Here is a 1,799-nt window from a genome sequence, read left to right as displayed (position 1 = left end):
TTGGGATACTATGTTATTTAGAGCAGATACTTTTTTAGCTATCTCATTTATATCTCTCTCACCTGACTCCAAAACAGCAGAGATAACAGATGGGTTTGCATCGAGTGATTTTTTGATTCTCTCAATAATAAAATCTCCCAGTTTTTCTGCCTCATAATCAGCATATAGCTCATCAAGCAGAGTGATAATCTCATCAATATCAAATGTCAAATCATACTCTATAACCATACGAACAATACCATTAACCGCTCGTCTAAGTGCAAATGGGTCTTTTGAGCCTGTTGGAATTTTACCAACGGAGAAAAGACCAATAAGTGTATCAAGCTTGATAGCCATTGCCACAATAGCAGAGAATCTGGAGGATGGAAGTTCTGCCCCCTCACCCAGAGGATAATACTGCTCTTTTATAGCACTATAAATCAGTTCATCTTTGCCCAGTGCTTTGGCGTAATAGTAACCCATAAGACCTTGAAGTTCTGTAAACTCATAAACCATTTCAGAGGTCAAGTCAGCTTTTGCTAAACTAATAGTCTCCTCCATAAGCATAGTTAACTCATGCGAATTTTTTCCTGTCTCTCTCTCTACACTGTCCATATATAGTGAAAGTAGTCTAAGTGCAATAGCTTTTTCTCTATCTATCTTATCCATCAAGCTACCTAAACCATCCATAAAGGTAATCTTCTCTAATCCATCAGTGATAAGACCACGATTGAGGTCATTTCTATAGAAAAACAGACCATCGGAGAGTCTAGGCTTAAGCACTCTCTCATTCCCTGCGACAACTTTAGTATAATCATCTGTTACAGCATTGGAGACGACTATAAACTTGTTACTCAACTTCCCATCTTCAAACACAGGAAAATAGCGTTGATGCTCTTTCATGGATGCGATAATCGCCTCTGGGGGCAACTCCAAAAAAAGCTTATCAAAAGAGCCAAGTAGAGACTTTGGATTCTCGGTAATCGCTACAATCTCATTTAGTAGAGATATATCTCTCTCTATAGTGATATTATGCTCCCTCTCCAAGATATTAAACTCTGCTAAAATTTTTGCTTTTCTAATCTCTGGAGAGAGAGAGACCATTCCCTCTGCCAAAATCTTTTCATATTGACCTATATCTGCTACTTCGATAGCTTCAAAATCGACCATTCTATGAACAAAAGTTTTACTGTCAGACTTAACACCAAACAGTTCAACATCCACAGAGTCATTGTCAAGACGAACCTGCAACCAGCGAATAGGACGGATAAACTCATCACTTCTGTTACTCCAACGCATCATCTTTCCAAAACTCATAGATGCTATCCATTTCTGTATCATCTCTTCAAGTAGTTCTTCTATCGCTGTTCCCTCTTCCTCTTTTTTGAAGTAGAGAACCTCTTTACCATTTTTTTTACTGGTAGTTAACGCATTAAAATGCACACCACATTTTCGTGCAAATCCTTCACCTGCCTTGGTCACTTTCCCATCTCTTATAGCTACCCTCATTGGTGGGCCGAATAGTTCGGTTGTACTATCTGCTTGTTTTATAGCTATAGATTCATGTTTTAGAACTAAACGGCGTGGTGTATATAGAAATTCAAACTCTGTCGGTAGTCGATATTCTTTTAGTATATTTTCCCAAGATTTTTCAATATTTTTGAGGATTTTTAGTAGTGGTATAGCAGGTAACTCCTCTACACCTATCTCTATTAGAAGTGATTTTGTCATGGTTGCTTGTCCTAGTTTTCAATAATTGTGGGATTTTACCATATCGTTGATAAATGAGGGGTTATAGAATTTTTTACTTATTTAAATAT

Annotated in this window: 1 protein-coding gene; it reads right to left on the bottom strand. The window is 37.4% G+C overall.

The window, feature by feature from the left end; all coding sequences use genetic code 11:
* Window positions 1-1,710: glycine--tRNA ligase subunit beta (gene glyS, locus GSY74_RS10465; protein WP_164665054.1), on the bottom strand; the 1,710-nt coding region annotated here is incomplete at its 3' end.
* Between the last annotated feature and the right edge of the window lie 89 nt (window positions 1,711-1,799).

Source organism: Sulfurovum sp. bin170 (assembly GCF_010892395.1).
In the GTDB taxonomy this organism is placed as follows: domain Bacteria; phylum Campylobacterota; class Campylobacteria; order Campylobacterales; family Sulfurovaceae; genus UBA1140.
This window is presented reverse-complemented; position numbering and strand designations above follow the sequence as displayed.